The 25703-nt window shown below is 67.9% G+C and carries 22 protein-coding genes; 12 read left to right on the top strand and 10 right to left on the bottom strand.

The genetic code is table 11. The features are described from left to right. Positions 1-663 precede the first annotated feature (663 nt). A complete protein-coding gene (locus ASG27_RS04235; protein WP_056414026.1) occupies positions 664-2346 on the bottom strand; it encodes an AMP-binding protein in 1683 nt (560 codons plus the stop codon). Between the two features lie 118 nt (positions 2347-2464). After that, complete coding sequence (locus ASG27_RS04230; RefSeq protein WP_056414223.1) at positions 2465-3253, bottom strand: FFLEELY motif protein; 789 nt, start codon at positions 3251-3253, stop codon at positions 2465-2467. Between the two features lie 135 nt (positions 3254-3388). On the opposite strand from ASG27_RS04230, the gene ASG27_RS04225 reads away from it, so the two are divergent. Then, positions 3389-4285, top strand: coding sequence for an esterase/lipase family protein (locus ASG27_RS04225; RefSeq protein WP_056414022.1), 897 nt, complete (start codon positions 3389-3391; stop codon positions 4283-4285). Between the two features lie 123 nt (positions 4286-4408). On the opposite strand, the gene ASG27_RS04220 is transcribed toward ASG27_RS04225, so the two are convergent. Together ASG27_RS04220 and ASG27_RS04215 are read right to left on the bottom strand one after the other, a co-directional pair. Beyond that, positions 4409-5407, bottom strand: coding sequence for a helix-turn-helix domain-containing protein (locus ASG27_RS04220; protein WP_162240418.1), 999 nt, complete (start codon positions 5405-5407; stop codon positions 4409-4411). 399 nt (positions 5408-5806) lie between these two features. Then, positions 5807-7396, bottom strand: coding sequence for a gamma-glutamyltransferase family protein (locus ASG27_RS04215; RefSeq protein WP_056414019.1), 1590 nt, complete (start codon positions 7394-7396; stop codon positions 5807-5809). Between the two features lie 231 nt (positions 7397-7627). Here ASG27_RS04215 and ASG27_RS04210 point away from each other — a divergent pair, with 231 nt between their 5' ends. Next, on the top strand, positions 7628-8611 hold the full coding sequence (locus ASG27_RS04210) for a tripartite tricarboxylate transporter substrate-binding protein (protein ID WP_056414216.1): 984 nt from the start codon (positions 7628-7630) through the stop codon (positions 8609-8611). A gap of 183 nt (positions 8612-8794) precedes the next feature. On the opposite strand, the gene phhA is transcribed toward ASG27_RS04210, so the two are convergent. The 5 genes from phhA to ASG27_RS04185 all read right to left on the bottom strand — a co-directional run bounded on the left by phhA (position 8795) and on the right by ASG27_RS04185 (position 13985). After that, positions 8795-9634 (bottom strand): phenylalanine 4-monooxygenase, encoded by an 840-nt coding sequence (phhA, locus tag ASG27_RS04205; protein WP_056414213.1) that lies wholly within the window; start codon positions 9632-9634, stop codon positions 8795-8797. Positions 9635-9698: 64 nt separating this feature from the next. Next, entirely contained in the window at positions 9699-10676 is a 978-nt protein-coding gene (locus tag ASG27_RS04200) for a Bug family tripartite tricarboxylate transporter substrate binding protein (protein ID WP_056414016.1), read from the bottom strand. 74 nt (positions 10677-10750) lie between these two features. After that, entirely contained in the window at positions 10751-11863 is a 1113-nt protein-coding gene (gene hppD, locus ASG27_RS04195; protein WP_056414011.1) for a 4-hydroxyphenylpyruvate dioxygenase, read from the bottom strand. 181 nt (positions 11864-12044) lie between these two features. After that, positions 12045-13043: a lipase secretion chaperone gene (locus tag ASG27_RS04190; protein WP_056414008.1), complete on the bottom strand. Its 999-nt coding sequence runs from the start codon at positions 13041-13043 to the stop codon at positions 12045-12047. Between the two features lie 3 nt (positions 13044-13046). Continuing rightward, positions 13047-13985 carry a lipase family alpha/beta hydrolase gene (locus tag ASG27_RS04185; protein WP_156370461.1) on the bottom strand — a complete coding sequence of 313 codons (939 nt, stop codon included), beginning with the start codon at positions 13983-13985 and terminating at the stop codon, positions 13047-13049. 164 nt (positions 13986-14149) lie between these two features. Here ASG27_RS04185 and ASG27_RS04180 point away from each other — a divergent pair, with 164 nt between their 5' ends. The 9 genes from ASG27_RS04180 to fabB all read left to right on the top strand — a co-directional run bounded on the left by ASG27_RS04180 (position 14150) and on the right by fabB (position 23019). Beyond that, on the top strand, positions 14150-14632 hold the full coding sequence (locus ASG27_RS04180; protein WP_056166892.1) for an Lrp/AsnC family transcriptional regulator: 483 nt from the start codon (positions 14150-14152) through the stop codon (positions 14630-14632). 74 nt (positions 14633-14706) lie between these two features. Next, positions 14707-15606, top strand: coding sequence for an ATP-binding cassette domain-containing protein (locus ASG27_RS04175; protein ID WP_056414208.1), 900 nt, complete (start codon positions 14707-14709; stop codon positions 15604-15606). Next, positions 15603-16463 (top strand): hypothetical protein, encoded by an 861-nt coding sequence (locus ASG27_RS04170; protein ID WP_082485791.1) that lies wholly within the window; start codon positions 15603-15605, stop codon positions 16461-16463. The genes ASG27_RS04175 and ASG27_RS04170 overlap by 4 nt, the downstream gene beginning before the upstream one ends. Then, positions 16463-17449, top strand: coding sequence for a hypothetical protein (locus ASG27_RS04165; RefSeq protein WP_056414005.1), 987 nt, complete (start codon positions 16463-16465; stop codon positions 17447-17449). The genes ASG27_RS04170 and ASG27_RS04165 overlap by 1 nt, the downstream gene beginning before the upstream one ends. A gap of 257 nt (positions 17450-17706) precedes the next feature. Beyond that, positions 17707-18444 carry a GNAT family N-acetyltransferase gene (locus ASG27_RS04160; RefSeq protein ID WP_056414002.1) on the top strand — a complete coding sequence of 246 codons (738 nt, stop codon included), beginning with the start codon at positions 17707-17709 and terminating at the stop codon, positions 18442-18444. A gap of 147 nt (positions 18445-18591) precedes the next feature. Further along, complete coding sequence (locus tag ASG27_RS04155) at positions 18592-19479, top strand: HlyC/CorC family transporter (RefSeq protein WP_056413999.1); 888 nt, start codon at positions 18592-18594, stop codon at positions 19477-19479. Then, positions 19479-21104: an apolipoprotein N-acyltransferase gene (lnt, locus tag ASG27_RS04150; RefSeq protein WP_056413996.1), complete on the top strand. Its 1626-nt coding sequence runs from the start codon at positions 19479-19481 to the stop codon at positions 21102-21104. The genes ASG27_RS04155 and lnt overlap by 1 nt, the downstream gene beginning before the upstream one ends. 170 nt (positions 21105-21274) lie before the next feature. Then, a complete protein-coding gene (gene fabA, locus ASG27_RS04145) occupies positions 21275-21808 on the top strand; it encodes a 3-hydroxyacyl-[acyl-carrier-protein] dehydratase FabA (RefSeq protein ID WP_056413993.1) in 534 nt (177 codons plus the stop codon). Continuing rightward, the gene (gene fabB, locus ASG27_RS04140) at positions 21805-23019 is read left to right on the top strand and encodes a beta-ketoacyl-ACP synthase I (protein WP_056413990.1); all 1215 of its coding nucleotides are present in this window, start codon (positions 21805-21807) and stop codon (positions 23017-23019) included. The genes fabA and fabB overlap by 4 nt, the downstream gene beginning before the upstream one ends. A gap of 212 nt (positions 23020-23231) precedes the next feature. Here fabB and ASG27_RS04135 read toward each other — a convergent pair whose 3' ends face one another. Continuing rightward, positions 23232-24146, bottom strand: coding sequence for a LysR family transcriptional regulator (locus ASG27_RS04135; protein ID WP_056413988.1), 915 nt, complete (start codon positions 24144-24146; stop codon positions 23232-23234). A 173-nt stretch (positions 24147-24319) separates the two neighbouring features. On the opposite strand from ASG27_RS04135, the gene ASG27_RS04130 reads away from it, so the two are divergent. Further along, a complete protein-coding gene (locus tag ASG27_RS04130; RefSeq protein ID WP_056413987.1) occupies positions 24320-25402 on the top strand; it encodes a type II asparaginase in 1083 nt (360 codons plus the stop codon). The last annotated feature ends 301 nt before the right edge of the window (positions 25403-25703 follow it).

Below are 25703 nucleotides of genomic sequence, written 5' to 3'. Positions count from 1 at the left end.
AAACCGACAACGGCGCGGGGGATGCGAGCCGAGCCCTACAGGGCAAGACACGGCATTTCCAGGTGCGCGCGACCCATGGACAACAGCCAAGGATAAGCGCCCGATCGCCTTGTGGCCCGCGGATCATAACGAAAGCAAACGTTTGCGCAAACGTTTGCTAGTTGGTGAAAACCCGAAGATGTGGGGAATTCAGGGCGTGTCGGATTCGAGCGAGGGAGGCTGGTGGGGTATGGGCGGATGTGCCTACCCACCCGTTCGGGCTGAGCCCTTCGACAGGCTCAGGACAGGCTTGCCGAAGCTTTGCGCGGCGTTTCGACAGCCTCAACGTGAACGGTTTTGGGGTATCCGCTAGCAGCTGGTGAGAAGAGGCCTAACGGATCAGCATTCGCCCAGTCCAAACCGTTCGGGCTGAGCCTGTCGAAGCCTCGCGCGGCGTTTCGACAGGCTCAGCGTGAACGGGTCGGGGGTGTGCAACAGCTGACTGCCAGAAGATGCCGCGCGTATCAGCGCTCGTTCACTCCAGCCGTTCGGGCTGAGCTTGTCGAAGCCTTGCGTGGCGCTTCGACAAGCTCAGCCCGAATGGTGTGGTGTGGTGTGGGGAGTGAAGCAGAGAACCATGCCAGCAGCTGCGCCCGCGTGCAGCTGCTGGGTTTGATACGCGCCCTACGCCTTGCGCAGTTCGCGCCGCAGGATCTTGCCCACGTTGCTCTTGGGCAGCTCGTCGCGAAACTCGATGTACTTGGGCCGCTTGTAGCCCGTCAGGTTCTCCTGGCAGAAGCGGGCCACGTCCTCTTCGCTCAGCGTGGGGTCGTTCTTGATGATGAACACCTTGATCGCCTCGCCCTGCTTCTCGTCCGGGATGCCGATGGCCGCGCATTCCACCACGCCGGGGCACAGGCTGATGACCTGCTCCAGCTCGTTGGGGAACACGTTGAAGCCGCTCACCAGGATCATGTCCTTCTTGCGGTCGATGATGCGGGTGTAGCCCTCGGCGTCCATCACGCCGATGTCGCCCGTGCGCATGAAGCCGTCGGCGGTGAAGGCCTTGGCGTTCTCTTCGGGCTGGTTGTAGTAGCCCGTCATCACGTTGGGGCCGCGGATGCAGATCTCGCCCGGGTCGCCTTGCGGCACGCTATTGCCGGTATCGTCCTTGATGGCGATGTCGATGCCCGGCAGCGGCAGGCCGATGGTGCCGCTGAAGGACGTGTTGTTCACCGGGTTGTTGGTGCCGATGGCGCAGGTCTCGCTCATGCCCCAGCCTTCGATCATGGTGCTGCCGGTCACCTTCTGCCACTGCTTGGCCGTGCCTTCGCTGGCGGCCATGCCGCCGGCCTGCGACACGCACAGGTGCGAGAAGTCGAGCGTCTTGAACTGCGGGTTTTGCAGCAAGGCGTTGAACAAGGTGTTCACCGCAGGCAGCATGTGGAAGGGGCGCTTTTTCAGCTCGGCCACGAACTTGGGGATGTCGCGCGGGTTGGGGATCAGCGTGAGGCTGGAGCCCTGGCGTATGGCCAGCAGGCACAGCGTGAGCGCGAAGATGTGGTACAGCGGCAGCGCGGCGATGCTGTTGGCCTTGCTCACGTCACCGATCCTGGACAGCGCCGGCGTGAACCAGGCCTCGGCCTGCAGCGTGGCGGCCACGATGTTGCGGTGGGTGAGCACCGCGCCCTTGGACAGGCCGGTGGTGCCGCCCGTGTACTGCAGGAAGGCGATGGAGTCGAGCGTGGCCTGGCTGGGCGCGAGCGACTTGTGCTCGCCCAGCGACAGCGCCTTCTTGAAGGGCACGACCTTGCGGCCGTTGGTCAGCGGCAGCTCGTACGCGGGCACCATCTTGGCCAGGTGGCGCACGGCGAAGGTGATCCAGGTGCCGAAGGCTGCGCCCAGCAGGTCGCCCATGGCGGTCATCACCACGTGCTGCACGGCGGTGCGGTCCACCACCTCGGCCAGCGTGTGCGCGAAGTTCTCCAGGATCACGATGGCGGTGGCGCCCGAGTCCTTGAGCTGGTGCTCCAGCTCGCGCGCGGTGTACAGCGGGTTCACGTTCACGCAGGTGTAGCCTGCGCGCAGCACGGCCGCCATGGTCACGCCGAACTGCGGCAGGTTGGGCAGCATGATGGCCACGCGCGCACCGGGCGCAAGGCCCAGGCTCTGCAGGTAGGCGCCCAGGGCTGCCGAGCGGCGCTCCAGCTCGCCATACGTCATCCAGCGGTCCATGCAGACCGAAAACGGGCTCGATGCGTGCTTGCGGAAGGACTCTTCCAGCAGGTGGGCGACAGAGCGGTATTGCTCGGGCTTGACGTCGTGCGGTACGCCCGGGGGGTAGCTCTTGAGCCAGATCTTTTCCATGCGCTTGGTTCCTTCTTCTGCGTGCTGCTTGCGTGTCGGCTTGTGCAGCTTGTGTGCTTGCGTGACCCACCGGCCAGGCGGTGGCTGCGAAGATTGTGAAAGCGCGAGGAGCAACCAGCTACCGGGCTTGTCCTAGGGTGCGGGCCAGTTGGGTCTCGCAGGTGACACGGTCGGCATCGAAGAGCTCCGCCATCAGCGCACGCTCGCGCGCCTCGATGGTGGCCAGGAACTGCTCGACCCCGCCGCGCTGGCGCGCCAGCTGGCCGAAGGTGTCGAAGCCCGCCTCCAGAAACTGCTGCAGATCGCCCATGCCCGCCGCGTGGGCCGGGGCGCGCATCATGCGCAGCATCATGCGCAGGCCAGGCGTGCGCGTGAGGCGTGCCAGGTCGGTGCCCATGGCCAGCACGCGCTGCAGCTGCTGCTCGCGCGCGGCGCGGTCGCCCACCGCGCGCCAGGCGGCCACGTAGCGGGCGGCGTCGGTGGTGTCGTTGCGTGCGGTGGTGGTTGCCGGGCCGGTGATGGCATCGGCCGTGCCGCCGGCTGCGGCGGGCCACACCTCGCCCATCGCGTGGTCCAGCGCTTCGGTCTGCGCGTGCAACACGGCCAGGGCCACGGCCGTGGCCACCACCGCCGCCGGGAACATGGTCTGCAGCGTGCCTGCGATGCGGCTGAATTGCTGGTCGCGGGCGGTGTAGTCGGAGTCGCTGTACAGCTCCTCCAGAAAGAATTTCGCGGCGGGGCCGAACGACGGCGACGCCATCAGGTCGGCATACGTGCCCCGGAACCGCCGGGCCTGCAGCGTCTTGACCTGGCCCACCGCCGCGCCGAGGGCGGGGTTGCCCGTGCGGTGCTGCCGCAGGGCGGTGACATCGGCAATGCGCTCTCGGATGGTCTGGGCTGCGTCCATGGTGGTCATGAAAGTAGGGCCGTTGTTGGGGTGGCACCGCTGCCGCCGCACGCCCTGCGCCCTGTCGGCCAGGCCGCACAATGCGGTGAACGAGTCGCTCACCATTACACCATCCCTCTCCCCCGCACCGACACCATGATTGCGCGCTGGCAACGAGTCTTGATCCTTTTCATCCTTGCGGCCATGGCGGCCTGGCTGGCCTGGCAGTGGCCCCGTTCGCCCCAGGTGGCCATCGTGGGCGCACTCGTCCCGCTGGCGGTGTACCTGCTGGTGATGGCCGTCGAGTTCGTGCTGATGCACATCACCAACCGCACCGACGCGGCGCCACGTGCGCGGCTGGCCCAGGTGGTGGCAGCCTGGTGGGCCGAGGTGTGCGTGGCGCTCGCGCTCTTCGGCTGGCGCCAGCCGTTTCGCCACCAGTCGCTGCCCGACTGGCTGCCGGCCCAGCCCACGGGCCGGCGCGGCGTGGTGCTGGTCCACGGGTTCATGTGCAACCGGGGGCTGTGGCTGCCGTGGTTCGCGCACCTGAAGGCGCGCGGTCATGCGTACGTGGCCGTGAATCTGGAGCCGGTGATGGGCTCCATCGACGAGTACGCCAACACCATCGACGACGCCGTGGCGCGCATGGCCGCAGCGACGGGTCAGGCCCCCGTGCTGGTGTGCCACAGCATGGGCGGGCTGGCCGCGCGGGCGTGGCTGCGGGCGCACCAGGCCGATGGGAGGGTGCACCGCGTGCTGACGCTGGGCACGCCGCACGGCGGGACGTGGCTGGGGCGGTTCAGCCGGGCGGTGAATGGGCGGCAGATGAGCCTGGCGGGGGAGTGGGTGGGGGCGCTGCAGAAAGCGGAGCCTGCGGGGCGCGCGGCCTTGTTCACCTGCTGGTATTCGAACTGCGACAACATCGTGTTTCCGGCCACCACGGCGAGCCTGCCGGGGGCCGACAACCGGTTCGTGGAGGGGGTGGCGCATGTGCAGATGGCGTTTCACCCCGGCGTGATGGCGGAGTGCCTGGATGAGGTGGGGCGGAACTGAACGGGGGGCGCAGGCCGCACCGGTTGCACCGGCCGTGCGGGCCAGGCTGTCGAGCCCAGGTACCTCGGTACTCAGAGCCATGCGCAGGCCAGCCAGGGCCCGCATCCGCCGGCCGGTGGGGCGTCAGGCCCTGCGCAGCGTCTGCGAAGGCAGTTCTGCAAACAGGCGCTTGTAGTCGGCCGAAAACTGCCCGAGGTGCCAGAACCCCCACAGGGCTGCCACGTCCTGCACGCCCGCATGCGGGTCGCGCCGCGACTGGAGTTGGCGCCGCACGCCATTGAGGCGCAAGACCCGCAGGTAGCGGGCAGGGCTCATGCCCAGGATGTCCTGAAAGCAGTAGTGGAGCTTGCGGTGGCTGGCACCCACGTGGCGGCACACCTCCAGCAGCGACGGCGGCTGATCCACGCGGGCCAGCATCATCTCCCGCGCACGGTGCACCACGCGCCGGCGCTGGGCGATGGACTTCAGGTGCGAGGTGTCGGTGTCGAGCGGCAGGGCGTCCAGAAAGGCCAGTAGCATGTCGTCCCGCAAGCGTGACATGGCGGCTTCGCCCTGCCAGTGGCGGGCCTGGGGCCGATCGGCCTGCAGGAACACGCGGTTCAGGTGCGCGCGCAGATCGCCGGCGACCTGGGGCCCCACGTCGACCACCACCTGTTGCGCCAGCCACGGCGCCAGCGGCCGGTGGTAGATGCCCTGGGAGATGGTGTGGACCAGATCGCAGTCCACCGACAAGGCGCCGATCTGCGACGCACGGGTGTTGCACAGGTCCAGGTCGTCACCCCGTCCCACCAGCAGCGAGGTGGCGCCGAGGCGCTGACCGTTGCAGATGGCCTCGCCCTCGGGCTGCAGCACCAGCGCGAAGCCATACATGTCCCGGCCGATCTCGCCCTGCTGGCGGACCGACCGGTTCATGGTTTCCTTGACCATGTAGGCGCCGGGCAGGTGAATCTGCTCCACGCGGCCATGGAATGCACCGCCGGACAATTGCTCGTACTGCAATGCCCACTCCGGCAGCGAACCCGCATGCTCTTGCACATCCGCCGTGTCCGCGCAGCCATGCCATGCGGCGCGCGGCACGGTGCCATCGGGGGCGCAACGGTCTTTGACAACGGCACGGACCACCATCGGACTCCTGAAAAGGGTCGCCTGCACACAGGCACTGCCGCCTGAAATGTCAGGCAAGCCGGGACAAGAAGCTCTTCACGCAAACCCTGAGGGTCCTCTGCGTGAATCATCGCGCCGGGTACAACTGCGGTCCCGGGCGGCCTGCGGCGTTGCCCGTACCCGCAACAGCAGTGCACACTTGGCGGCTCGGTGCGTGCAGAGGATCCCGGGGGCCTGTCGGCCCACCGGATGCCGAGGCGGGCCCCCGGGGCTGCGCAAGCCGGATGCACGGGCCGTGCCAGCCGGCCCGTGCCGCATCCCGGTGCGCGGCAAGCTCGCCCCACCCGGGCCGCTCGGTGAACGGCGGAAATCCACGCACTGCGCACCACGGTGGAGCATCCGGGCCACCCGCGCCCTTCAGTAGCCCACGGCCTGGCCATCGCGGCGCCCGTCGGAGGCCGCGACGTAGTAGCCCTCCTGTGCGCGCTGCACGATCTGGGCCGCGCCGAAGTCCAGGTGCCCCGTGGGCAGCGTCTGCACCGCGTGCCCCCGCTGCTGCAGGCCTTGCGCCACCTCCGACGGCATGTGCGCTTCCAGCTTCACGGCATGGTCCAGCGGCGAGACCATGAAGCGCGGCGCATCGTTCATGGCCTGGGGCGCCTGCCCGAAGTCGGCCAGGCGCGACAGCATCTGCACATGGCCCTGGGCCTGCATGAACCCGCCCATCACGCCGAAAGCCATCAGCGGGTCGCCCGCGGCATCGGTGACGAAGCCCGGGATGATGGTGTGCAGGGGCCGCTTGCCGGGCGCCACCTGGTTGGGGTGGCCCGGCTCCAGGCTGAAGTTCCAGCCCCGGTTGTGCAGCGCGATGCCGGTGCCCGGCACCACCACCCCCGAGCCGAAGGCAAAGTAGTTGGACTGGATCACCGAGACCATCATGCCGTCGGCATCCGCGGCGGCGAGATAGACCGTGCCTGCGGCCCTCGGCGCGCCGGGCGCGGGCGCCTGGGCCCGGCGCGGGTCGATCAACCGGGCGCGGCGCGCCAGGTAGTCCGGGTCGAGCAGTTGCGCCGTGGTGCATTGCATGTGCGCAGGGTCGGCCACGTGCGCGTGCAGGTCGGCGAAGGCAAGCTTCATCGCCTCGATCTGAAGGTGCGCCGCCGCAGCGGTGTCCAGGCCCGCTCCCCGCACGTCGAAGTGCTCGAGCATTCCCAGCGCCATCAGCGCGGCGATGCCTTGCCCATTGGGCGGAATTTCGTGCAAGGTGAGCCCGCGGTAGCGCTGCGTGACCGGGGTCACCCACTGCGGCTGGTGGGCCGCCAGGTCGGCCTCGGTCAGCGCACCGCCTGTGGCCTGCGCATGCGCGGCAATGCGCTCGGCCAGCGCTCCCCGGTAGAACGACTCTCCGCCCGTGGCCGCGATGTCGGCCAGCGTCCGGGCCTGGTCGGGAAAGCGCCACCACGCCCCCGCCGCTGGAGCGCGCCCCTCGCGCAGGAAGGCGGCGTCGAACCCCGGCTGCCCACGCACCAGCTCGGCCAGCTGGGGCCAGACCGACGCGATGAAGGGCGACACCGCGAACCCGTTGTCCGCGTAGCCGATGGCGCTGTCGAACAGCCGCGCGAACGGCAGGCGTCCGAACCGGTCCGACAGCGCGCGCCAGCCCGACACCTGGCCCGGCACGGTGACGGCGTCCCAGCCGGTGCGCGGCATCTGCGACTGGCCGGCGAATCGCTCCGGGCGCCATGCGGCCGGGGCTGCTCCCGTCGCGTTCAGACCGTGCAGTTCGCCCTGGTGCCACACCAGCGCATACAGGTCGCCACCGATGCCATTCATGATCGGCTCCACCACGGTGAGGGTGATGGCGGCGGCGAGGGCCGCGTCCACGGCATTGCCCCCTGCCTGCAGCATCCGCAGCCCGGCCTGTGCGGCCAGGGGCTGTGTGGTGGTGACGGTGTTGCGCGCCAGGGTGGGCGTGCGGTGCGAGGCATAGGGGGATGTCGAGTGCATGGCAGTGGCGGCGGCGACGCAATGGGTGGCGCAGGCGAAGGGGGCAAAACCTCAGCGTAGTCCCGCACCCTGGCCGCCGCAAGCTCGCGCGCAGGGGTTCTGCACGCTCGCAACAGGCCAGCCCACATTTGCCGGATTTCGATAACGGGGTGTCCGCCGCAGGGATAACCTGGGGCTCGATGGCGCGGCCGCCCGGCGCGCAGTTCCACCCCCACCGTGAAGGACATTGCCATGCCCGATTCCCTCTCCGTCCGCTGCCTGCGCCGCTCCTGGGCGATCGCGCTGGCTGCGGTGTGTGCCATGTCGCCCGCACTGGCGCAGCCCACCGACGCGCCCGCCCGCATCGTGGTCGGCTTTCCTGCGGGCGGATCGGCCGACGCCGTGGCGCGGCTGCTCACCGAGAAGCTGTCGGTTCAGCTGGGCCGGCCGGTCATCGTCGACAACCGGCCGGGCGCGGGCGGGCGGATTGCCGCGGCGGCGCTCAAGTCGGCACCGAGCGATGGGAGCGTGGTGATGCTCGCGCCCGAGGCGCTCACGGTCACCAATCCGCTGGTCTTTCGCAAGCTCGCGTATGCGGTGTCGGACCTCGCGCCCATCTCCATGGTGGCGGAGTTTCCGTATGTGCTGGCGGCCGGCAGCGTGGCCGGTGCCAAGACCTTGCCCGACTTCGTGAAGTGGGCCCGGCAGTCACCCGAGCGCGCCAGCTTCGGATCGCCCGCGGCGGGCAGCCCGCTGCATTTCTTCGGCTTGCTGGTGGGGCAGGTCACGCAGTTGCCGATGGTGCACGTGCCTTTTCAGGGCGGCGCTCCCCTGGTCACCGCCATGGCGGGCGGCCATGTTCCGGCGGGCATCAACACCCTGGGCGACATGCTGGAGATGCACCGCAGCGGCAAGGTCCAGGTGCTGGCGGTGTCCGGCCGCGACAGGGCGCCCCTGCTGCCGGACGTGCCGACCTTTGCCGAGAGCGGCTACCCGGGCACGCAGGTCAGGGGCTGGTACGGCCTGTATGCCCCCGCCGCCACACCGCCAGCGGCGATTGCGCAGTGGAACACGGCGTTGCGCAAGGTGCTGGCGGAGCGTGACGTGTACGCACGGCTGATGGCCATCGGCCTGCAGCCCAGGCCCGGCTCACCGGCTGAGCTGCGCGCCGCCCAGGACGCGGGGCTGGCGGTATGGGCGCCGGTGGTGAAGGCGTCTGGCTTCTATCTGGACTGAGGCCCGGCGAAGCCAGCTTCACGGCATCAGCCGGTGCGGCCTGCACCGCGGCCATCGATCGAACGCGTGGGGCCACGGCGGTGCCATGCATGCCCCGGTGCGGGTGTGTGGAACCACAACGATGGCCCGCCCACCATGGGCCGCCGACGCGAAGACATGCCCTGGCAATGGAGAGGCTCCGGGTCAGGCGGGCACGGCGTCCCGCTCATCCGCCGCAAACTCCGGCAGGCCCCTGAGCCGCTCGTAGATCGGCGCAAAGTCGGCGGCCGTCATCTCGAACAGCTGCTCGAAACTGTCGATCACAAAATACGTCTGCTGGTAGGTATCGATCTTGTAGCGCGTGCGCATCGTCCGCTCCAGCGCCAGCGCAATGCGCTGCGGCTCGGGGCTCTGCACCGCATACGCGAGTTCGCCCGACGAGCTCAGGATGCCCGCTCCGTAGGCCCGCAACTGCCCGGCCTCGCGGATCAGCCCGAACTCGATGGTGTACCAGTACAGGCGCGACAGCATCTCGCACGAGCCCAGCCCCTGGGCCTTCAGGCCGCCCTGGCCGTAGCGCTGCACGTAGTCCGCGAACACGGGGTTGAACAGCAGCGGCACATGGCCGAACAGGTCGTGAAAGATGTCGGGCTCGACGATGTACTCGAACTCCTCGGGCTTGCGGATCCAGTCCGTCACCGGGAACTTGCGGTTGGCCAGCAGCGTGAAGAAGGGCACTTCCGGGATCAGGCCCGGCACGCCCACCAGCTCCCAGCCGGTGGCTTTCAACAGGCGCTCGTTGACCTCTTCGAAGCGCGGGATGCGGTCGCTTGCGCCCAGCGAGGGCAGGGCGTCGATGAACGCCTGGCTGGCCAGGCCCGGCAGCAGCGCGCGCTGGCGCTCGTACAGCCGGCGGTAGGTGTCGTGGTCGGCGGCGGTGTAGGCCGCGTAGTCCTGCGGGCAGGTGTAGTCCTCGCTGGCACGCGAGTAGTCGCCGCGGGGTGGGCGGGCGGATTGGCCATAGACGACAGGGGCTTGTCCCATTTTCTGGTACTCCTTGCCGCCCTGACCGCGCGCCGGGGTGGCGCGCACCTGCCCTGGCGGCTGCTTAATCGATCTTGATCTTTGCGGCCCGGATCAGGAACTCGTACTTGCTGTTTTCCGAGCGCACGAACTGGGCGAACGTGTCGAGCGTGAGCTCTTCGGGCGCGATGCCCATCTTCTTGAACTTCTCCTTGCCGGCGGGCGAATGCATGGCCGCCGCAAAGGCGGTGGCGTAGCGGCGCGCGTCTGCGTCGGGCAGCGAGGCCGGGGCGAACAGGCCGAACCAGGTGGACACGTTGAAGCCCTGCACGCTGTCGTTGATGCTGGGCACGTTGGGCAGCGCCTCGTTGCGGCTCAGCGTGGTCACGCCCAGCGCCAGGAACTTGCCCGACTGGATCTGCGGCAGGGCCGACGCCAGGTTGTCGAACACCAGCAGTACCTGGCCGGACTCCAGCGCCGCGAGCGCGGGCTTGGAGCCCTGGAACGGCGTGTGGTCCATCTTGGTGTTGGTGAGCGACTCGAACATCTCGGCCGCGATGTGGCCGATGCTGCCGTTGCCGCCCGAGCCGTACTTGAACTGGTTCGGGTTCTTCTTGAGGTACTGCACCAGGTCCGGCGTGGTCTTGATGCCGAGCTTGGCGGCGTTCTCCGCGTTCACCACCAGCACGTTGGGCGTGCGCGCCACCAGCACCAGGGGCTTGAAGTCCTTGATGGGGTTGTACGGAAAGTTCTTGTACAGCCACGGGTTCACCGCGTGGGTGGCCACCGCGCCCATCAGCACCTGGTTGCTGGTCTTGCCGGCCTTGGCGACCTGGTCCGCCCCGGTGTTGCCGCCCGCGCCCGGCTTGTTCTCCACCGTGATGGGGCCCAACTGGGTCGTGCCTTCGGCCACGATGCGGGCCGAGATGTCGAGCGGGCCGCCCGCAGGGTAGGGGACCACGATGGTGAGCGGGGCGGCGGGGTTTTGTGCCAGGGCGGGCATGGCTGCTGCTGCAGCAGCAGCCAGGACGATGCTGGACAGCCAGAGAGTACGGAGCGACATCGGGATCCTTTTGAGTTCCAGGGAGCGCGCAGTATAGGCACCTGCCCAGGGTTAACCCAAGGATGTCTGACGTCTCAGGTGTTCAGCACACCGCGGCGAATCTGGTCGCGTTCCAGCGATTCGAACAGCGCCTTGAAGTTGCCCTCGCCGAAGCCGTCGCGGTAGTCGCCCTCGCGCTGGATGAACTCGAAGAACACGGGGCCCAGCATGGGCGTGGAGAAGATCTGCAGCAAGAGCCGCGGCGTGCCGTCGGCCGTGGTGCCGTCCAGCAGGATGCCGCGCGACTGCAGCTCGGCCACCGGCTGGCCGTGGCCGGGCAGGCGGGTGTCCAGCATCTCGTAGTAGACGTCGTTGGGCGCGGTGGCCAGCGAGACGCCGGCCATGCCCAGCTTGTCCACCACGTCCTGCAGGTTGTCGCAGATGAGGGCGATGTGCTGGATGCCTTCACCGTTGAACTGCATCAGGAATTCTTCGATCTGGCCGCCGCCCTGCTTGGACTCTTCGTTCAGCGGGATGCGGATCTTGCCGTCGGGCGCGGTCATGGCCTTGGACGTCAGGCCCGTGTACTCGCCCTGGATGTCGAAGTAGCGGATCTCGCGGAAGTTGAACAGCTTTTCGTAGAAGTTGGCCCAGAAACCCATGCGGCCCCGGTACACGTTGTGCGTGAGGTGGTCGATCAGGTTCAGGCCGTGGCCCACGGGGCGGCGGTCCACGCCTTCGATGAATTCGAAGTCGATGTCGTAGATGGACTTGCCGTCTTCGAACCGGTCGATCAGATACAGCGGCGCACCGCCGATGCCCTTGATGGCGGGCAGGCGCAGCTCCATCGGGCCGGTCGGGATCTCGATGGGCTGGGCGCCCAGCTCCAGCGCGCGGTTGTACGCCTTGTGCGCATCCTTCACGCGAAACGCCAGGCCGCAGGCCGAAGGGCCGTGCTCGGCGCCGAAGTAGGCCGCCTGGCTGTGGGGTTCACGGTTCAGGATGAAGTTGATGCCGTTCTGGCGGTACAGCACCACGTCCTTGGAGCGGTGCTTGGCGATCAGCGTGAAGCCCAGTTTTTCAAACACCGCCTCCAGCACGCCGGGCGTGGGCGAGGTGAACTCGATGAACTCGAAGCCCATCAGCCCCATGGGGTTGTCCCAGGCTTCGAGCTGGGCGGCGGTTTCTTGCGGCAGGGCGGCGTTCATGGGGTGTCTCCGGCATTCGTGGTGGGGTGAATGGCATCGACTGTAGGCGCGCATGGCCTCATGTTTCTGGCGTAATCAAGACGCCGGAGCTCGTGATTTGCAGGAATCTTGCGAATGGTCAAAATTTGGCGCAATCCGGGAGCGCTGTGGCGTCGAAAGCCTGGGCGTGGCAGCGTCGCGCTCAGGAGCCCGCGGGCGCTGTACCCAGCCTGCGCAGCGCCAGCGCCGCATCAAGGCGCTGCTGCTCTTCGCTGCTGAACAGCTGCTGGCGCAGTTGCTGCGCCGCGGCGCTCTGGTCGCCCTGCTGCGCGCGGGCCTGGCTGTACTGGTCGAGCCGCTGCTGCCAGTGCTGCTCGTCGCGGTCGAGCTGCGCCAGCGCGTGGGCGGCGGCCTCGCCGTACTGGGCGCTGCGGGCCTGGTGGCGCGTGAGGTCGCTCGCGTTCTGCGCATTGAAAGCGGCGGTCTGGGCGGCCGCCGCCATGTGTTCTGTAGATGCAGCGCGCTCTGCGCGGCGCTCCGGGGGCAGTTCGCTGTCGGCGGCCTGCAGGGCCTGGGCCCGCTGCTCGGGGCTAAGGCCGGTGTTGCGTGCGATCTCCAGGCGCGCCAGGGTGTAGCGGTCCAGTGCGGCTTCGCGCGCGAAGAGCGCGTCGTATTCGGCGCCGTCGAAGAACTGCAGGCGCACCTTGTCCCGCGCCTGCATGGCATCGCGCAGCGCGCGCGGGTCGTTCAGGTCCTGCGTTGCAGCTGGGCTTTTGAGCTGACCCAGCGCCACGCGGTAGTCCACATAGCGCTCTGCCAGCGCCAGCGCCCGTGCGGCCAGTGCCGCCGGAAAGTGCCGGCCCACCAGGGCGGCCAGGCGCTGCTTGAGGGCGGCCGGGTCGCTCACGTCGCCGGCTTCCATCAGCAGGGCTTCGAGCGTGTCGCGCAGGCCCTGGACGAGCAGGGGGTCGGACAGGTCCGCGTCCGCGGCAGATCGCCGTGCGCCCACGGCGCTGCCGGGCGCGCCCCCGCCCGGCGCAGCGGCGCCCAGGGCCGCGGCCTGCCGCTCTGCGGTGGGCGGCGCGCCGAGGACCGCCGTGCCGGGTGCACCGGCCTCAGGGGCGGGTTGAAACCACCAGAGCGCAGCCCCGGCCACGGCGGCCAGCACGGCCACCCCTGCGATCACGCGGCTGCGCTGCATGGCTTACAGGCCCTGTGCCTTCAGGCGGTTGGCGTGCTGGCGGTACAGCGTCACCGGGTCGATGGAGAACCAGTCGCGCAGGCCCACCAGCTGGTTCACCTCGTCCAGGTGGTTCTGGCGGTAGTCGCCCAGGTGCTTGCCCAGGCGCGACGAGCAGGCCGACACCAGGCCGTCGTTGGCTTCGCCGAACACCAGGCTCAGCACGCTGAGCAGGCCGTCGCTGGCGTCGAGCACATTGGTCAGCGGCTGCGTGCCCGTCCACGAGTAGTAGCGCACGCCGTTGACCAGCTCGGCCCCGCTGCCGCAGCCGCTGGGCAGGCCCTGCGGGAAGCGGCGGTTGAAGCTGGCCAGGCCCGCGGTGGTGAGCGAGTCCAGTGCGGCGGTGGGCATCTGCGGCAGGCCGGTGCCGCCGGAGGTGAGGTTGATCAGGCTGACCAGCGCCTTGGCCGCGGCGTTGGCCACGGTTTCCGACACCGACCCCGCCGGCGCCACGCCGCGCAGGATGTCGGCGACGCGCGAGCCCTTGTTCACGCCCCCGATGGAGGTGACCGAGGCCACCAGCTGCGGCGCCACGCCCGCCACATAGCGCGTGGTGGGCCCGCCATGCGAGTGGCCGACCAGGTTGACCTTGCCCGCGCCCGTGATCGCCAGGATGGTCTTGACCTGCGCCAGCAATTGCTCGCCGCGCACCTCGCTGCTGTTGGCCGCCGAGACCTGGGCCACGTAGACCTTGGCGCCGCCCTGGCGCAGCGCGTCGGGGATGCCGTAGAAGTAGTCGATGCCCAGGGCCGAGTCGAAGCCGAACAGCCCGTGCACCAGCACGATGGGGTAGCGCGTCTGCGTGTAGCCGCTTTGTGCGTGCGCACCTGCCCCCAGCAGCAAAAGCCCCGCGGTCGCCGCCAGCACCAGTCGCCGCAGAAAGCGGCTCAAAAATCCTGTCATGTGTTTGTCTCCAGTGATGTGATTTCTTGTATTTGCAAAATAGAACGGTCGTTCTTTTTTGCAGGATTCATTCTTCGTGGGAGCGGCGCTTGTCACTATCGGGACATACCCGAGCCCGCAACATGGCGGCCGAAAATCTGTGCAATTTCGTAGAATCCTGCGCCATGAAAGCCTTTGACGCACTCGACAAGCTGGACCGCGCCATCCTGCGCCGTCTGCAGGAAAACGGCCGCGAGACGTATGACGTCATCGGCGAGCAGGTGGGCCTGTCGCCCAGCGCCGTGCTGCGCCGCGTCAAGCGTCTGGAGGACAGCGGCGTGATCGAGCGCTACGTGGCGCTGGTCCCGCCCGAGGCGGTGGGTCTGGGGCTCACGGCGTACCTCAACGTGCGGCTGGAAAAGCACACCGAAAGCCACAAGCGCAACCCCATGGACCTGTTTCGCGCGAGCGTGCAGACCTGGCCCGAGGTGGTGGAATGCGCGTCGCTCACCGGCGAGATGGACTACCTGCTGCGCGTGGTGGTGGCCGACATGGCGCACTACAGCCGCTTCATCATGGACACGCTGCTCAAGCACCCGAGCGTGCAGGATTGCAAGACGAGCTTCGTGCTCGACCGCGTGAAGGCGACCACCGCAGTGCCTGTCTGAGCCCCGCGCAAGCACCTTCCGAGCCTGTGTGACAATCCGCGCGCCCTCGGCCCCGGGGGTGTTACGGATTGTTCATGATCGCTATCGACAACCTGCAGTTCGGCTATGGCCGACACCTGCTGTATGACGGCTTTGCCGCCCGTGTGGAGCAGCCCGGCATCTACGGCCTTTTCGGGCGCAACGGCAGTGGCAAGTCCACGCTGCTCAAGCTGATCTGCGGCCTGCTCACGCCCTGGGCCGGGCACTTGCAGGTGCTGGGGCGCAACCCCCGCGCACGCGCTGCGGACCTGCTGGCGTCCATCTACATCGTGCCGGAAGAATTCCACCTGCCCAACCTGACGTGCGCGCAACTGGCCGCCACGCAGGGCGTGTTCTACCCGCGCTTTTCAAACGCGCTGCTGAACGAGTACCTGGCGGAGCTGGAGGTGCCGGCCACCGCGCGGTTCGAGTCCATGAGCCTGGGGCAGAAAAAGAAGGCCGCCATTGCCTTCGCCCTGGCCACATGCACGCCGCTGCTGCTGATGGACGAGCCCACCAACGGCCTCGACATCGTGGGCCGCACACAGTTTCGCAAGCTCCTGCAGCGCCCCGAGCACGCGCACCGCGCGGTGCTCATCAGCACCCACCAGGCGCACGACCTGGAGAGCATCCTGAGTCACATCTGGTTCATCGACCAGGGGCGGCTGGCGCTGTCGGCGCGCATGGACGAGCTGGCGCGCTGGCTGCACATGGGCGTGGCGCAGGACGACGACGCTGCGCGCGTGCAGGCGGGCGGCGCGCTGCTGTACCAGGAGCGCATCGGCCAGCAACTGGCCTATGTCGCTCTGCGCTCCAACGAGCCTGGCGCGACCGTGCCGACAGGCAGCTCGGTGCAGCTGGAGCTTTTGTACAAGGCGCTGAGCCTGAACCGGGACCAGGTGCTGCAGGCACTGGCCCCGCTGCGCGCGGCCCCGGCGGCCAGGGAGACGGCATGAGCAACGCAAACAACCACCCATCTGCACCCGCATCCACACCACTGTCGAGCGCAGGCAGCGCCTCGTTTTCGTGGCACCGCTTCACGCTGCTGGCCCGTGCCCACTGGGCGGAGCACACGCGGCAGTACCTGGGCCACCTGCTGGTGACGGGCATCCTGTACTGCGTGCTGCTGGTGTTCAGCCTGAGCGTGTCGCGCGGAGAAGTGTTTGTGACCGGGGGGCAGTCGGCCTTCTACTTCTGGGGGCTGTACCTCACGGGGTTCGTGTTTGCGGGGCGGTACTTCGACAGCATGGCGCGGCGCGAGTCCGCGCTGCTGGTGTTGATGCGTCCGGCGTCGGTGCTGGAAAAGTGGCTGCTGTGCGTAGGCATCGTGGTCGTCGGATACCCCGTGGCCTACACACTGTTGTTCCTGGCGATCTCGTGGCCTGCGCAGGGTGTGGCGCTGGCGATGCGGGCGGCCTGGGCGGACCCTGCCAACCTCGATCCGCAGAACTACGCGCTCTTCGTGCCGTTGCTGCGCCAGCCGCTGCGCGAAGCCCTGCTCAGCATCCCGCAGCAATGGGGGCTCTTCATTGCCGCCTGGGCCCTGCAGGGGGCGGCCGTGACGGGCTCGCTGTACTTTCGCAAGGTGGCGATGCTCAAGACCTTGGTGCTCGGCGTGGTGCTGTTCATCGCCACGGTCATGGTCTCCGTGCTGTCGCGTCCGCGGGACGAGGTGCTCTTTGCCTGGTGGCGGGACGGGGCTGCAACGCTGGGCGCCGAGACCCATGCACTGAACGCCGCGCTCTGGCTGGCCCTGCCGATGCTGCTGTGGTGGCAAACCTACCAGCACCTGCGCGAAAAGGAGCTCACGTGATGGCGCGGTTTCGCTCCCGGGCGGGCGCGCCGCGCAAGCTGGGCCCCTGGCTCTTTGCCGGCGTGTTCGTCATGTTCTGGGTCCTGCTGGCCATCAGCGGGATGGACCGCTTCAAGTCCAAGGACGGCGACAGCCGCGAATACACCATCCCTGCTGCACAACTGATAGGCGTTACGCGACTGCGCATCGATGGCGATTCCGACGACGCACAAGGCTATGTGCCCCCAACGCGTGTCGTGCTAAGCAATACAAGCGATATCACTCTAAGTCTTCACCTTCGACGAGAAGGCCGCCGCAAAGGGGCACGGGCACAAGAACGGCCCGGTTGGCATGCCGAGCCGCCGCTGACAGTGGTACGCGAGGGCGACACCCTGGTTCTGCGCTGGAAGCCCCGGGAACTCCCCCAGAACGCGGAGACTTCCGACGTGCAAGACCAATGGATCGGCAAAATCAAGCTGCCGAAGCACTTCCAGGGCTTGGCGCTTTCGCATGCGTTGGTGGAGGCCCTGGAGCCTGTAGAGCGCCTACAGGTCTCCGGCCGTTCCGTGGAGGTGCGTGGCGAGGTGGCCCATCTGGACCTGCAATCGACGCAATGCGGTCGTTGTGCGGCTGGCGGGCCGGCCTCAGCGGACAAAAACGACGCTGCATGCGATGAGCGTGCGACGAAAGGTAAGAATCCTCTGCTCGAAGTCAGTGCGAAAAACATGCAGTCAGTGCGCATCGAGGCATGGGAGGGCAATGTCAAGGTTGGCGACACCGAACGCTTGAAACAACTGGACCTTCAGTTGGGCGACCATGTGGCGCTGTTGGTTGACCGCGTTGCGGTGCTCCGGCTTCCACGTGGCGTTGATGGGAATGCGGGGCAAGCGCGAGGTGTGCTACCCGCGGGCGACTGTGTAGTTGCCCCGGCATTGCAGGGCGATCCTGCAAGATCACACCCTCTGGATCTGCTCCGGATGCCTGATAGCCCGTTGGTTGCAAAGTAGCCAGGTGGTCGCGCCGCTTCTGTCGCCTGTTCGGGCTCCCGATGTGCTGTATGCGCGGCATCGCCGGTAGCGCAAAGGTCGCGTCAGGGACTGTTGCGGGGCCGTCACGGCGATGTTTGCTATATTTTTAATAGCATACGACGAAATGCCAGCAAGCGCAAATGCCATTTGCGGCCGTAAACTGAGTCACCTCACTACTTTGCTGCAATGCAACAAAAAGTGTGGAAATAATGAGGGAAAACCCTTATATTCGATCCATGTTCGCAACGAAAGACTGGCTCAAGGCATCCTGGTACGTAGGCAGGGGCATGCTGCGCCCTGTGACAGGTGCTCCATCGGCGGCGGAAAGCCGCGTCAAGAAGGAGGTTCCCGTGATGGTTCCCATCCGTGCCCTGGGGCCCTCGTACCGCGAGCGCATCACCCAGCATCTGTTGCAGCTGGAGCCGTCGGACCGCTACCTGCGGTTCGGCTACGCGGCCAACGACGAGCAGATCCGCCGCTACGCCGAGCAACTCGATTTCAACCGCGACGAGATCTTCGGCATCTACAACCGCCGCCTCGAACTCATCGCGATGGCCCATCTGGCTTTTTCCGAACACCCCGAGCACAAGCACTGCGCGGAATTCGGCGTGTCTGTGCTCAAGCAGGCCCGGGGCCGCGGGTTCGGCGCCCGGCTGTTCGAGCGCGCCGTGATGCACGCCCGCAACGAAGGCGTGAACATGGTGTTCATCCATGCGCTGTCCGAAAACACGGCCATGCTCAAGATCGCACGCAGCGCCGGTGCCACGGTGCGCCGCGACGGCTCGGAGTCCGAGGCGTACCTGCAGATTCCGCCCGCCAGCTTTGACACCCGCATGGCCGAGATCGTGGGCCAGCAGTTCGCCGAGGTGGACTACCAGCTCAAGAAGCAGGCCAAGCAGTTCTGGGATTTCCTGGCCAACGTGCAGGAAGTGCGCAGCGGCGTGCAGCACGCGCGCCACCAGTCGGCCGAATGAACGGCGGGGGCATGCATCCGCCCCGCCCGCGGGACGGTCGTGGCGATGGGCGGGTGCGGGGCCGGTGCACGGCGAGCGACGCCCTGTCACAACAATCCGCTATCCTAGGGGCCTGATCCACTACCGCACGTCCTGCACTCCAAGACAGTGTCCGAGCCGCACCCCGCGCACCCTGGGCGACCGCCCGAAAGGGAAGACAAGCGCACCTTCCTGCAGAAAGTGGCCGAGTTCATCCACCCCGGCCCGGACTCCACGGAAGAACTCATCGAGACCCTGGCCGAGGCCGAAGACAACGAGGTCATTGGCGCCGAAGCGCGTGTGATGCTCGAGCGCGTGATCCGCATGGCCGACATGACGGCGGGCGACGTGATGGTCGCCGCGCCGCGGATGGATCTGATCAACATCGAAGCACCGTTCGAAGACCTGCTCAACCTGGTCATCCACACCGCGCACTCGCGCTTTCCGGTGTACCAGGGCGAGCGCGAGAACATCATCGGCATCCTGCTGGCCAAGGACCTGCTCAAGCTGCAGCGGGCGCCCGAGCTCAACATCCGCGCGCTGCTGCGCCCCGCCATCTTCGTGCCCGAGAGCAAGGGCCTGAACGACCTGCTGCGCGAGTTCCGCGGCAACCGCAGCCATCTGGCGATAGTGATCGACGAGTTCGGCCGCGTGGCGGGGCTCATTACCATCGAAGACGTGCTCGAGCAGATCGTGGGTGAGATCGAGGACGAGTTCGACATCCCCGAGGACGACGGCGACATCTTCGGCCTGGCCGACCACACCTACCGCGTGAGCGGCGACACCTCCATCGAGCGTGTCTGCGAGGCGTTCGACGTGCTGATCCAGGGCAGCGACCCCGGAGAGCACTTCGACACCATCGGCGGCCTCATCGCCCATGAAATGGGCCACGTGCCCAAGCGGGGCGAACATCTGCAACTGTCGGGGCTGAACTTCGTCGTGCTGCACACCAAGGGTGGGGCGGTGCGCTGGTTCAAGGTGTCGCGGGCGCAAGAGCCCGGCGCCAGCGGCGAGTGATGGCGCGCGTCCGAGCATCTGCGGGACTGCCGCTGGTCCCGCAGGCGGTGCTGGCGGTGGCCGCGGGCCTGGCCCAGGCCGCGTCGCTGGCCTGGCCCGGCAGCGGCGAGCCGCTGTGGTGGCTGCAGCTGCTGTCGATGGCGGTGCTGGCCTGGCTGGTGCGGCCGTCCCCGACGCAGGCCATCGGCTGGCGGCGCGGCGCGATGACGGGCGGGCTTTTTGCCACCGCGTGGCTGTGCGGCACGTTCTGGTGGCTGTTCATTTCCATGCACACCTACGGGGGGCTCGCGGCCCCGCTGGCGGTGGCGGCGGTGCTGGGGCTGGCGGCGTTTTTGGCCAGCTACTACGCCGCGATGCTGGGACTTTTTTGCCGCCTGTCACCCTCCAGTCGTGCTCTGGGTGCTATATTTTTCGGAGCATTCTGGCTGCTGGCCGAACTGGCGCGCGGCACGCTGTGGACGGGCTTTCCCTGGGGCGCAGGGGGCTACGCGCACGTCGACGGTCCACTGGCGGCCCTGGCGCGCTATATCGGCGTCTACGGTGTGGGCGCCGTGGCCGCGGCGCTGGCGATGTACGTGGTGCAGTTGCGTGGCGCGGACCTGGGCCGCTGGCGCACCTGGGTGGCGCCGGCCGCCGCCGCGGTGCTGCTGGCAGCGGCCACGGCCGACCGCTTTTGCGCGGTGAACCTGTGCCACACGCCCCCCCATGCGCAGGCCAAGCCCCTGACCCTCGCGTTGCTTCAGGGCAACATCCCGCAGGACGAGAAATTCCAGCCGGGCAGCGGCGTGCCGCTGGCCCTCCAGTGGTACGCCGGGCAACTGCAGGAGGCCCGGGCCGACCTGGTGGTGGCGCCTGAAACCGCCATCCCGCTGCTGCCTCAGCAACTGATTCCGGGGTATCTCGAGGGCATCGAGCAGCGCTATGCCCAGGGCCCGCAGGCGGCGCTGGTGGGCATTCCGATGGGCGACGAGACCGTCGGCTACACCAACACCGTGCTGGGCATGGGCGCGGGCGTGGCCCCGCCTGGCAAGCCGTACCGCTACGACAAGCACCACCTGGTGCCGTTTGGCGAGTTCATCCCGCCGTTCTTCAAGTGGTTCACCGCCATGATGGACATCCCGCTGGGCGACTTCAACCGCGGCGCGGTGGGCCAGGCTTCGTTCGCCTGGGCGGGCCAGCGCATAGCGCCCAACATCTGCTACGAGGATCTGTTCGGCGAAGAGCTGGGCGCCCGCTTCATCGACCCGGCCCAGGCGCCCACGGTGTTCGTCAATTTCAGCAACATCGGCTGGTTCGGCAACACGGTGGCCATCGACCAGCACCTGCACATCAGCCGCATGCGGGCCCTGGAGTTCGAGCGCCCCATGGTGCGCGCCACCAACACCGGGGCCACGGCCATCATCGACCACCGCGGGGTGGTGACGCACGCCCTGGAGCGCCACACCCGCGGCGTTCTGCTGGGCGAGGTGCGGGGCCGCGGGCTCGATGCGCAAGAGGGCTGGGCGATCACGCCGTACGCCTGGTGGGTGTCACGCTGGGGGCTGTGGCCGCTGTGGATACTGGGCGGCGTGGCGGTGGTCTTTGCGGCGGTGGCCCGGCGGCGGCGGACGGTGGAGGCGGCTTGATCCACGTCAGCGCGCGGCGGGGAGCCCTGGCGCCCAGGTAGGCCAAAACGCGCCGCGGCGCCTGCTGCCTTGATAATGGAGCCCCACAAGCGGGGGCTTGTGTGGGTTTTATGTGGGTTACAACGATGATTTGAGGCGGGCCAACCCGCCGTTCTGGAGCACGACTGAAGATGGCTGATTCCTTTTCCTACGAACAACTGATCGCCTCGGGTGAGGGCCGGCTGTTCGGCGCCGACAGTGGCCGCCTGCCGCTGCCGCCCATGCTGATGTTCGACCGCATCACGCACATCGACAGCGATGGCGGCGAGCACGGTCTGGGAAAGATCCGCGCCGAACTGGACGTGCGTCCCGACCTGTGGTTCTTTGCCTGCCACTTCCAGGGCGACCCGGTCATGCCCGGGTGCCTCGGGCTCGATGCCATGTGGCAGCTGATCGGCTTTTACCTGACCTGGCTGCGCCTGCCGGGCAAGGGCCGGGCGCTCGGGGCTGGTGAAGTGAAGTTCACCGGCGAAGTGGGCCCCAACGTGAAACTCGTGACCTACGAAATCGACATCAAGCGCGTGATCAAGCGCAAGCTGGTCATGGCGATTGGCGATGCACGCCTTCTGGCCGATGGCCAGGAAATCTACGTGGCCAATGACCTGCGCGTGGGCTTGTTCAAGCGCGAGGAACAGGCTGCGGGGGCACCAGGAGCAGCAGCATGAAACGCGTAGTCATCACCGGCGCGGGCATCGTCTCGTGCATTGGCAACGACCTGGCCACGGTGGAGGCCTCGCTGCGCGCCAGCAAGAGCGGCATCAAGGCCGTCGAAAAGTTCAAGGAACTGGGCCTGCGCAGCCAGGTGGGCGGCGCGCCCGAGATCGACATCGAGTCGCGCATCGACCGCAAGCAGCTGCGCTTCATGGGCGATGCCGCGGCGTACGCGCAGATCGCCCTGGAAGACGCGATTGTCCAGGCCGGCCTCACGCCCGAGCAGGTCAGCCACCCGCGCACCGGCCTCATCATGGGTTCGGGCGGCGGCTCGCCCAACAACCAGATCGAGGCGGCCGACACGCTGCGCGAAAAGGGCATCCGCCGCGTGGGGCCCTACCAGGTCACGCGCTGCATGAGCTCCACCGTGTCCGCATGCCTGGCGACCAACTTCAAGGTCAAGGGCATCAACTACTCCATCACGTCTGCCTGCTCCACGTCGGCGCACTGCATCGGCGCGGCCGCGCAGCAGATCGCCTGGGGCATGCAGGACGTGATGTTCGCAGGCGGCGGCGAAGAGCTGTCCTGGGGCATGTCGCTGCTGTTCGACGGCATGGGCGCCATGTCCAGCAAGTACAACGACACGCCCGAGAAAGCCTCGCGCGCCTACGACGCCAACCGTGACGGCTTCGTGATCGCCGGCGGCGGCGGCGCCGTGGTGCTGGAGAGCCTGGAGCACGCCCAGGCGCGCGGCGCCACCATCCTGGCCGAAGTGGTGGGCTTTGGCGCCACCAGCGACGGCGAAGACATGGTGGCCCCGTCGGGCGACGGTGCCATTGCCTGCATGAAGCAGGCGATGGAGGGGCTTGATGCGCCCATCGACTACATCAACACCCACGGCACCTCCACGCCCGTGGGCGACATGCAGGAAGTGCGGGCCATGCAGGCGCTGTTCGGCGACAAGGTGCCGCCGTTCTCGTCCACCAAGTCGCTCACCGGCCACTCGCTGGGCGCCACGGGTGTGCAAGAGGCCATCTACTGCATGATCATGCTGAACAAGGGTTTCATCGCCGGCTCGGCCAACGTGGACACGCCCGACCCCGCGCTGGGCTCCATGCCGCTGGTCACGCAGACCCGCGATGCGGACCTGACCACGGTGCTGTCCAACAGCTTCGGCTTTGGCGGCACCAACGCCAGCCTGGTGCTGCGCCGCTGGAGTGCTTGAGCGATCCGCCTGAGGCGCTTCGCGCCTTCCCCCTTCTCTCGAATGGCTGCGCAATTCGGGAAGGGGGACGCAGCCGGTGCGGCGGGGCGGCCTTGCTTGGCTGCCCGCGGCGGGAGCCTCGCGATGGCCCAGGCCGTTGATGAAAGACGCAGCCGCTGGATACCTGCGATAGCTCTCCACCCGCCACCCGGCCCACGGGTGTGCGGGTTTTTTCATGCCCGCCGAGGAGGCTGGCCCGAGAGGGCTGCATGCAGCACCCCCGGCAGCATCGCCAGCATGCGCGTGGCCTGCAGGCCCGGTGGCGACGATCGTGCGTGGTAGCTGTACAGCGAGATCGGCGGCAGCTCGTGCAACTCCAGCGTGACCATGCTCGCCGGGTCCAGGCGCGTGGCGGTCAGAAAGTCGACCACCGTCCAGCCCATGCCCAGTCGCACCAGCTCCAGCGCCAGGCGCGATGTCTGCACCTGGATGCCCGGCCCCGCCGGCGTGCCCAGGCGCTGCGCGATCTCGTCGATGGACTGGCGCATGGGATCATCCCCCACCAGGCGGATCACCGGCACCTGCGCCAGCCGGGCGCTGTGCGAGGTGGCGCGGGGCGCGCGGCTCCACAGCGCCTCGGCCACCGCCAGGTACATGCGCCCGCTCACCAGCAGGTCGCTGCGGATCTGCGGATGCGGGTGCTTGTAGAACCCCAGGCAGAAGTCCACGCTGCGCGTGAGCAGCGCCTGTGTCATCTGGTCCTGGTGGATGGTGCGCACCTCCACGCCCACCTGCGGGTAGCGCAGCGCGTGCTGCTGCAGCAGCAGCGGCAAGAACTCGTGGCTCACCGCCGGGATCGCGGCCAGCCGCACATCGCCAGTGTCGCTGGCAGCCAGGTTGCGGGCGGTGCGGCGCAATGCGTCCAGCTGGCGGTGGATGCCGGTGGATTCGGAGGCCAGCACCTGCGCCTCGGGCGTGGGGGTCAGGCCCGCCGGCGTGCGCACGAACAGGCGGTAGCCCAGCTGCAGCTCGGTGTGCGCCACCGCCTTGCTGATGGCCGACGGCGTGATGCACAGCAGCCGCGCCGCCGCGCTCATGTTGCCGGTCTGGAGCACCGCCTGAAAAACTTCCAGCTGCCGCAGGTTCATACGTCGGTCCCTGGTTTTGGGGGTGTGAGTGAAATTCACATGGGGGTGCTGATTATTCCGCAACGGTGTGTGTCGATCTCTCATAGGATGCGCCACCGCTCGAAAGCGGCGCGGTGGCCACAAAGGCGCCGTGACACACAACACGACACACCTGTTCCAGGAGACTTTCCATCATGCGTATTTCCCCACCTGCCGCTGTTGCTGCCCACCGCTGGCTGGCCGGCCTGCTGCTCTCGGCCGCGTCCGCCGTGGCCATGGCCCAGGCCGCCCAGCCCCACGTTGTGGTGCTGGCCACGGGCGGCACCATTGCCGGCGCCGGTGCATCGGCGGCCAACAGCGCCACCTACGCTGCGGCCAAGGTGCCCGTCGACAAGCTGCTGGCCGGCCTGCCCGAGCTGGCCAGCGTCGCCAAGGTCTCTGGCGAGCAGGTGTTCCAGATCGCGTCCGAGAGCTTCACCAACGAGCATCTGCTCAAGCTCGGCCAGCGCGTCTCGGCCCTGTCCAAGCAGGCCGACGTGGACGGCATCGTCATCACCCACGGCACCGACACGCTGGAAGAAACCGCCTACTTCCTGAACCTGGTGGTGCGCACCAACAAGCCGATCGTCGTGGTCGGCTCCATGCGCCCCGGCACGGCCCTGTCGGCCGACGGCGCGCTGAACCTGTACGACGCCGTGAGCGTGGCGGCCAGCAAGGACGCGGCTGGCAAGGGCGTGCTCGTCACCATGAACGACGAGATCCAGAGCGGCCGCGACGTGAGCAAGACCATCAACATCAAGACCGAGGCCTTCAAGAGCCAGTGGGGCCCGCTGGGCATGGTGGTGGAAGGCAAGAACTACTGGTTCCGCGCGCCCGTCAAGCGCCACACCGCCAATTCCGAGTTCAACATCGACGAGATCCAGGCCCTGCCGGCGGTGGACATCGTGTACGGCTACGGCAACATGAACACCACCGGCATCGAGGCCTACAGCAAGGCCGCCGTGAAGGCGCTGATCCACGCCGGCACCGGCAACGGCTCGGTGGCCGCCCAGGCGGTGGATTCGCTCAAGGCCCTGCGCGGCAAGGGCGTGCAGGTGATCCGCTCGGCCCGCGTGCCGGACGGCTTTGTGCTGCGCAATGCCGAGCAGCCCGACGACAAGTACGACTGGGTGGTGGCGCACGACCTGCGCCCGCAAAAGGCCCGCATCCTGGCGATGGTGGCCCTGACCAAGACCAATGACAGCAAGGAACTGCAGCGGATTTTCTGGGAGTATTGAAGCCCCCCTGAGGCGCTGCGCGCCTTCCCCCCGGAGGGGGGACGCACCCGGTGGCCTGGCCAAGCCAGATCCACGGGTGCTCGCGCGATGACGGCGCGTCCAGTTGGGCGTTGGGTTGTGCGAGTCGGGCGACGGATTTTTATTGATTTGGCGCACTGCTGTGCGCCGATGGTTGCCTGCAAGGGCGGCACCTGCACGCGGTGGCTTATGGGCGGCGCGGATGGGTTGGAAAGGCTGGGGCTCCACGAGGGCCCTGGCCTTTTTTCATGGGGCGGGCGGTTTGGACCTCTGGCTGCTGGCA

This window comes from Acidovorax sp. Leaf191, assembly GCF_001424425.1.
Taxonomy (GTDB): domain Bacteria; phylum Pseudomonadota; class Gammaproteobacteria; order Burkholderiales; family Burkholderiaceae_C; genus Acidovorax.
The sequence above is the reverse complement of the archived record's forward strand: the minus strand, read 5'-3'. Positions and strand labels throughout refer to the sequence as shown.